The sequence below is a fragment of the Vibrio sp. T20 genome (genome assembly GCF_007858795.1).
Classification (GTDB): Bacteria; Pseudomonadota; Gammaproteobacteria; order Enterobacterales; family Vibrionaceae; genus Vibrio; species Vibrio satsumensis.
Map to the genome: position 1 here is coordinate 1 of NZ_VFEB01000159.1, position 5893 is coordinate 5893.

Sequence of the window (5893 nt, forward strand, 5' to 3'; positions counted from 1 at the left end):
TTAAAGAAAAGTGTTTTTCTCCAGCAGAATGGGCTCCGTTAAGGTTTTGTCCCCAGTGGGTAAATCTGCATTAAGTACCCTCGCTATTTAGGCATATATTAGAAAGCCTAGTCTGACGACTAGGCTTCGTCGCTTTTGGTGTATGAGCTTCGGATTTTTGCTACAGACCTCATCGCTACCTATTGAGGCGTCTCTCTAGAAATCGATAGGAGCTGCTAGGCTATCTTGTAGATAAAAAAACGCCTAGCGTTTACTAGGCGTTGATAAATAGTGTTTCTAGTACATCGACTACAGTATTTGTTTAAGCACTCTGTCGGCTTTTACACGAGTGATCTTACGAATCAACTTCTGAACTTCCATCGGGTAGCTCTCTATCTTATCTAACTGCTTATAAGTACAGATAAGCTGAGTGTGTTGAAGGATATTATCCACTTCAGCCTGGAACTTGTCTGTTAGGTGGTGGTAGTTATCTTGGATAAAGATACCGTTCTCTAGGTCCAGCTTCCATGCGCGAGGGTTTAGGTTATTACCTGTTAGTAGCATGTAGCGCTTATCGACCCAAATGCCCTTTAGGTGGAAGCTATTGGAATCGTGTTGCCAAAGTCGAATTGATAGATTGCGGCTAGCAATATGAGCTTCATTGGCCTTAGCGAAACGACGTAAGTTCAATTCGTAAAGGTATGGTAAACCACCAATCGTTTTAAACTCTTCTTCTGGTGAGATAAAGAAATCATTTGCTGTCTTATCGCCAACAACAATGCTGACCTTTACGCCACGCTTAAGCGCTTTCTTCACTTCTTTAGCTAGACTAGGTGGGAAGTTGAAGTAAGGTGTGCAGATAAAGATTTCATCTTTAGCTTGAGCTACGAGTTGATTGATTCCCTGATTTAGACGGTTACGTCTCTTACCGATACCAACCAATGGTGTTACAGCAACTTGATCTGCTGAAACCTCCTGACCATCAAATTGATACTGAGATCTTGCCAATGATGCACGAAATTGACGAATCGCTGGTTTCAGTTCTTTGGTTACCGGCTTATTCTTATCAGCCAAGTCATAAACAGCGCTGTCCGCAACCATCTGTTCGTGTACGTAGGTAAACATCGAGTCCGCAAGCGCTGCGTTGTTTAAAACGTGGTAACGATCAAAGCGATAGCGGTCATGGTAATTCAGGTAGATATTGTTAAGGCTTGCACCGCTGTATATCACGCTATCATCGACGATAAAGCCTTTTAAGTGCAATACGCCAAAGACTTCTTTGCCGCGAACTGGAATGCCATAGACAGGTACAGAGTGCTGATATTTTTCTGCAAACTCTTTATACATGGCCGCATTGCCTTCAGAAGACTCTGCACCAATCAATCCGCGCTGCGCTCGGTGCCAATCGACACAAACGCTTACGTCTAATTCTGGATTCTTTTGCTTTGCTTCATATAAGGCAGTTAGGATCTCACGGCCAGCCTCATCATCTTCAAGATACAAAGCGACTAAACTAATACGAGTCGTTGCGCGAGATATCTCATCAAGTAGGCGAATTCGAAACTCTTGCGCTGATAGTAGTACTTCAAACTTGTCAGGATTCTGCGCTATGGTTGGCAACTGTATGAATGGATTCCTACTGGCAATCATATTGACTGTTTTACCTTAAAAATATGCAAAATTGCGAACCTTTAATTTTACCAAAGGGATAGCACCAAATACTAGATAATCGAGGCATTCTCTAACAATTTTGCTGATAATGCATAGGAATGAGATCTTTTCCGCTATTCGAATAGCGCTCGTATAAAACTCTTAATCCATTTGGCAGATCTTTAGGGTCTACTCGTACGAATTCATGTCGCGCGTAAAAATTGGTGAGATGAGCGTAAGCAAAGCAGTAATCGTCTTCCGTAAGCGTATGTTGCGCACAATAATCCATAAGCTGCGAGCCTAATTGTTTGCCGCGATGTTGTTTTGATATAGCCATACCGGTAAGTAAGCGATTATTTTCTATTGTACGAAAACGCACGACTCCGCACAGCTCGTTATCCAGTAATAAAGAATAGATCAGTTCACTTTTATTCGCTTTTCCCGTTGGGTAATGTTCTTTATAGAAACGTTTAACTAGGGGAACCTTTACTGGGTCTAATTGAGTAATGATGACATTGTTCATTCAGTCACTGCGCCATTGGTTTATCTGCTGTAGAATGACCGCAGTGTAAGTTAATTGAATATCGCCATGCAATTCCATCTCAATGCTAGTTTAAAAAATGTTCATACTTTTTCCATCGATCAGACGTGTGATGCGTTGGTTGAAGTAACCACTACCGAAGAACTGATTTCGCTTTACAAAGACCCTAAATGGTCAGCTTTACCTAAGTTGATACTGGGTAAGGGCAGTAATATGCTTTTTACTGAGCACTTCGCAGGCCTGGTCATTGTGAATAAATTAGCCGGGATTGAGTTGACCGAGACTGACAGTCACCACCTACTGCATGTAAGTGGTGGGGAGGATTGGCCAAGCTTAGTTGAGTGGAGTGTGGATAAAGGGCTTGGTGGGCTAGAAAATCTAGCAATGATACCCGGCTGTTCAGGCTCTGCTCCGATTCAGAATATTGGTGCGTATGGTGTTGAGTTGCAAGACGTATGCGGGTATGTCGATACCCTGTGCCTGGATACTTATACAGTTAAGCGATTAAGCAACGAAGAGTGTCTCTTTGGTTACCGAGATTCTATTTTCAAACATGCTCTCTACGGTAAAGCGATTGTTGTTGCGATTGGTTTAACGTTGCCTAAAGAGTGGGAGCCATGTAATCACTATGGTCCGTTGAAAAGCCTAGCAGCCGATAGTCTCTCTCCTCGTACTATATTTGATGAAGTGTGTGCTATCCGTTCAAGTAAGCTGCCAGACCCTAGAGTACAAGGGAATGCAGGCAGCTTCTTCAAAAACCCTGTGATCACCAAAGATCATTTTGATCGCCTGTTAGCTCTATACCCAAACATTGTCGGTTATGAGAGTAATGATATGATCAAAGTCGCTGCTGGTTGGCTGATTGATCAATGCCAGTTCAAGGGCGTGATAGAAGGTGGTGCTCAGGTTCACCCCAATCAAGCATTGGTTATCATCAATTATGATGAGGCTTCTGCTGTGGATATCCTTAAGCTTGCAGAGCGAGTGCGTCAGTCCGTCTTGAATAAATTCGATATTCGATTGGAACATGAAGTACGTTTTATGGGGCGAGACCGCGAGACAAACCTAGATAAGGCTTTGGAGTCCCTGACATGAGAGAACACAGTACCAAGCTAGCGCTATTGAGATGTCTTGCTGACGGTGAGTTTCATTCAGGTGAAGACCTAGGTGAAATGATAGGTGTATCACGAGCGGCTATCAGTAAGCACATTAAAGGTATTCAAGAGTGGGGTTTAGATATCTACCGAGTACAAGGCAAGGGCTACAAGCTAGCAAGCTGTTTAGATATGCTTGACCAAGAAAAATTGTCTGCAGTTAGTCGCGATGCTTCTCTTGAGCTCATTCCAATCATAGGTTCTACAAACCAGCATCTATTAGAGCGAACTAACACCCTCGAATCGGGTTCTGTTTGTATTGCTGAATATCAAGCTGCAGGACGTGGACGCCGTGGACGAGAGTGGGTATCGCCATTCGGTGCAAACCTCTATCTTTCAATGTATTGGAGACTCGACGCAGGGATGGCTGCCGCAATGGGCTTAAGCCTTGTGGTTGGTGTCGCTGTTGTTGAAGCTTTGGAAGAGATGGGTGTAGAAGGTGTAAAGCTCAAATGGCCGAACGACCTTTACCACAATGACAAGAAGCTTGCTGGTATCTTGGTAGAGCTGTCAGGACAGTCCGGTGGCGCTGCTCATATTGTTATTGGTTTAGGGCTAAACCTATCCATGGATCCTACAACATCAGGTATTGGACAGCCATGGACTTCTCTTAAAGAGGTGTGTGACGGTCAGGTGCCAGACCGAAATCAGTTAGCGCAGGCTCTGATCAATGCCTGGGATAAATCTCTTGTTGATTATGAGCTGAAAGGGATGTCCAATTTTATAGAGCGTTGGAACCGCTTGGATAATTTCTTAGGCCGCAATGTTAGGTTGATCATTGGACCTAGAGAAATTGAAGGTGTTGTTCAAGGCATCGATGAACAAGGTGCTGTATTACTCAAAACTGAGAATGGTGTCGAGAGCTATATTGGCGGAGAGATATCGCTAAGAAAAGGCGATTAAGGCGTTACTACTTTCTTAGTAACACTTCTTCAACCATATGATCGGCGCCTTTACGTAGAATCAAGTGAGCCCTTTCTCGTGTAGGAAGAATATTTTGTTCTAGGTTCAAGCCATTAATTGAACTCCAGATACCTTCAGCTTTATCCAATGCGGCTTGGTTCGATAATTTCGTGTAATGACTAAAGTAAGAGCCGGGCTTAGTAAACGCGCCATCGCGGAACTTCATAAAACGATTGACGTACCACTCTTTAATTTGCTGGCTATCCGCATCGACATAGAGTGAAAAATCAAGGAAGTCTGAAATAAACACGCGATGTGGCTCGTGTGGATAATTCATTCCGGTTTGTAAAACATTAAGCCCTTCAATAATAAGCACATCTGGTAGGTCGACGCACTTAACGTCATCAGTAATATTGTACGTAAGATGCGAGTAAACAGGGGCTGTGACATTTCTCTTGCAAGCTTTTACATCCGAAACAAAGTTCACTAAACGCTTGATATCGTAAGACTCCGGAAAGCCCTTTTTGCTCATCAACCCTTTATCTTCTAACACCTCGTTTGGATATAAAAAGCCATCGGTTGTCACTAGTTCAACTTTTGGGTGGTTTTCCCAGCGAGAGAGTAGGGCTTTAAGCAGACGCGCAGTGGTACTTTTGCCAACAGCTACGCTACCCGCAATACCGATGATAAAAGGTGGCGCTTTCTCTTTCTTATCTAGAAATTGGTGGAGTACCGAGTTTCTATTCTGTCTGGCTGCCACATAGAGGTTCAATAGACGAGATAGCGGTAGATAGATCTCTACTGCCTCTTCCATTGTGAGCTTTTCATTGATGCCTTGAAGCTCTTTTAAGTCGCTCTCAGAAAGTGTCATCGGAACTAAATTCCTTAGCTCAGACCAACGTTCGCGGTCAAATGACATAAATGGGCTCATACAAAACTCTATAGTGGATAACAAAACAAGTGCATGGAAAATACATCAAGCGATAGATAAATAAAATATCTTCCTGTACTAGATGCGGGTTAAAGACGTAAACCTTGAGCTAAATAGCCGTATGTAGGAGTTTGCTCAGAGAATTTTGCACTTTTTTTCAATTTGCTATTGCAAGGTGGAAAATCATTCAATAAAATGCGCCCCACTTGTGCCGACTTAGCTCAGTAGGTAGAGCAACTGACTTGTAATCAGTAGGTCACCAGTTCGATTCCGGTAGTCGGCACCACTTTCTCCCTTCCTTTAAGGCAAGCGAGAGAAAGCTCAAAATTTGGAGAGGTTCCCGAGTGGCCAAAGGGAGCAGACTGTAAATCTGTTGGCACTGCCTTCGATGGTTCGAATCCGTCCCTCTCCACCATATTCTAAAGGTTAAATAGCTCAAACAGAGTTACGTGTTGCGTGCATCGTATAATGGCTATTACCTCAGCCTTCCAAGCTGATGATGCGGGTTCGATTCCCGCTGCACGCTCCAACTCATTTTGTGTGCTGATATAGCTCAGTCGGTAGAGCGCACCCTTGGTAAGGGTGAGGTCCCCAGTTCGACTCTGGGTATTAGCACCAGTCTAAAGCTTCTTCTCCTTTAATAAAGAAAACCATTTTTTTTGGTTGCGTGGTCTTATTTTAAGCCACCTAATCCGTACCTAGAGGGACACCCCATGTCTAAAGAAAAATTTGAAC

The 5893-nt window shown here is 43.5% G+C and carries 5 protein-coding genes and 4 tRNA genes; 6 read left to right on the forward strand and 3 right to left on the reverse strand.

What is annotated here, in order from left to right; all coding sequences use genetic code 11:
- Positions 1-288: 288 nt before the first annotated feature.
- Together pssA and FTW16_RS17890 are read right to left on the reverse strand one after the other, a co-directional pair.
- Positions 289-1629: a CDP-diacylglycerol--serine O-phosphatidyltransferase gene (pssA, locus tag FTW16_RS17885; protein WP_146492021.1), complete on the reverse strand. Its 1341-nt coding sequence runs from the start codon at positions 1627-1629 to the stop codon at positions 289-291.
- Between the two features lie 91 nt (positions 1630-1720).
- On the reverse strand, positions 1721-2152 hold the full coding sequence (locus FTW16_RS17890) for a GNAT family N-acetyltransferase (protein WP_060983728.1): 432 nt from the start codon (positions 2150-2152) through the stop codon (positions 1721-1723).
- Between the two features lie 66 nt (positions 2153-2218).
- Between FTW16_RS17890 and murB the strand changes: the two genes are divergently transcribed.
- Together murB and birA are read left to right on the forward strand one after the other, a co-directional pair.
- The gene (murB, locus tag FTW16_RS17895; RefSeq protein ID WP_146492022.1) at positions 2219-3265 is read left to right on the forward strand and encodes a UDP-N-acetylmuramate dehydrogenase; all 1047 of its coding nucleotides are present in this window, start codon (positions 2219-2221) and stop codon (positions 3263-3265) included.
- Positions 3262-4227 (forward strand): bifunctional biotin--[acetyl-CoA-carboxylase] ligase/biotin operon repressor BirA, encoded by a 966-nt coding sequence (birA, locus tag FTW16_RS17900; protein WP_146492023.1) that lies wholly within the window; start codon positions 3262-3264, stop codon positions 4225-4227. The genes murB and birA overlap by 4 nt, the downstream gene beginning before the upstream one ends.
- Before the next feature lie 7 nt (positions 4228-4234).
- On the opposite strand, the gene coaA is transcribed toward birA, so the two are convergent.
- The gene (gene coaA, locus FTW16_RS17905) at positions 4235-5158 is read right to left on the reverse strand and encodes a type I pantothenate kinase (protein WP_019823834.1); all 924 of its coding nucleotides are present in this window, start codon (positions 5156-5158) and stop codon (positions 4235-4237) included.
- Between the two features lie 210 nt (positions 5159-5368).
- Here coaA and FTW16_RS17910 point away from each other — a divergent pair.
- From FTW16_RS17910 to FTW16_RS17925, 4 genes are all read left to right on the forward strand, one after another.
- Positions 5369-5444 (forward strand) — tRNA-Thr (locus tag FTW16_RS17910).
- Positions 5445-5488: 44 nt separating this feature from the next.
- Positions 5489-5573 (forward strand) — tRNA-Tyr (locus tag FTW16_RS17915).
- A 39-nt stretch (positions 5574-5612) separates the two neighbouring features.
- Positions 5613-5687 (forward strand) — tRNA-Gly (locus FTW16_RS17920).
- Between the two features lie 13 nt (positions 5688-5700).
- Positions 5701-5776: transfer RNA gene (locus FTW16_RS17925), tRNA-Thr, on the forward strand.
- Positions 5777-5893 lie beyond the last annotated feature (117 nt).

Bases quoted from the DNA above. Each gene is read 5' to 3' on its own strand.
- coaA (WP_019823834.1), bottom strand. From the start codon at position 5,158: ATGAGCCCATTTATGTCATTTGACCGCGAACGTTGGTCTGAGCTAAGG.
- FTW16_RS17890 (WP_060983728.1), bottom strand. From the start codon at position 2,152: ATGAACAATGTCATCATTACTCAATTAGACCCAGTAAAGGTTCCCCTA.
- birA (WP_146492023.1), top strand. From the start codon at position 3,262: ATGAGAGAACACAGTACCAAGCTAGCGCTATTGAGATGTCTTGCTGAC.
- pssA (WP_146492021.1), bottom strand. From the start codon at position 1,629: ATGATTGCCAGTAGGAATCCATTCATACAGTTGCCAACCATAGCGCAG.
- murB (WP_146492022.1), top strand. From the start codon at position 2,219: ATGCAATTCCATCTCAATGCTAGTTTAAAAAATGTTCATACTTTTTCC.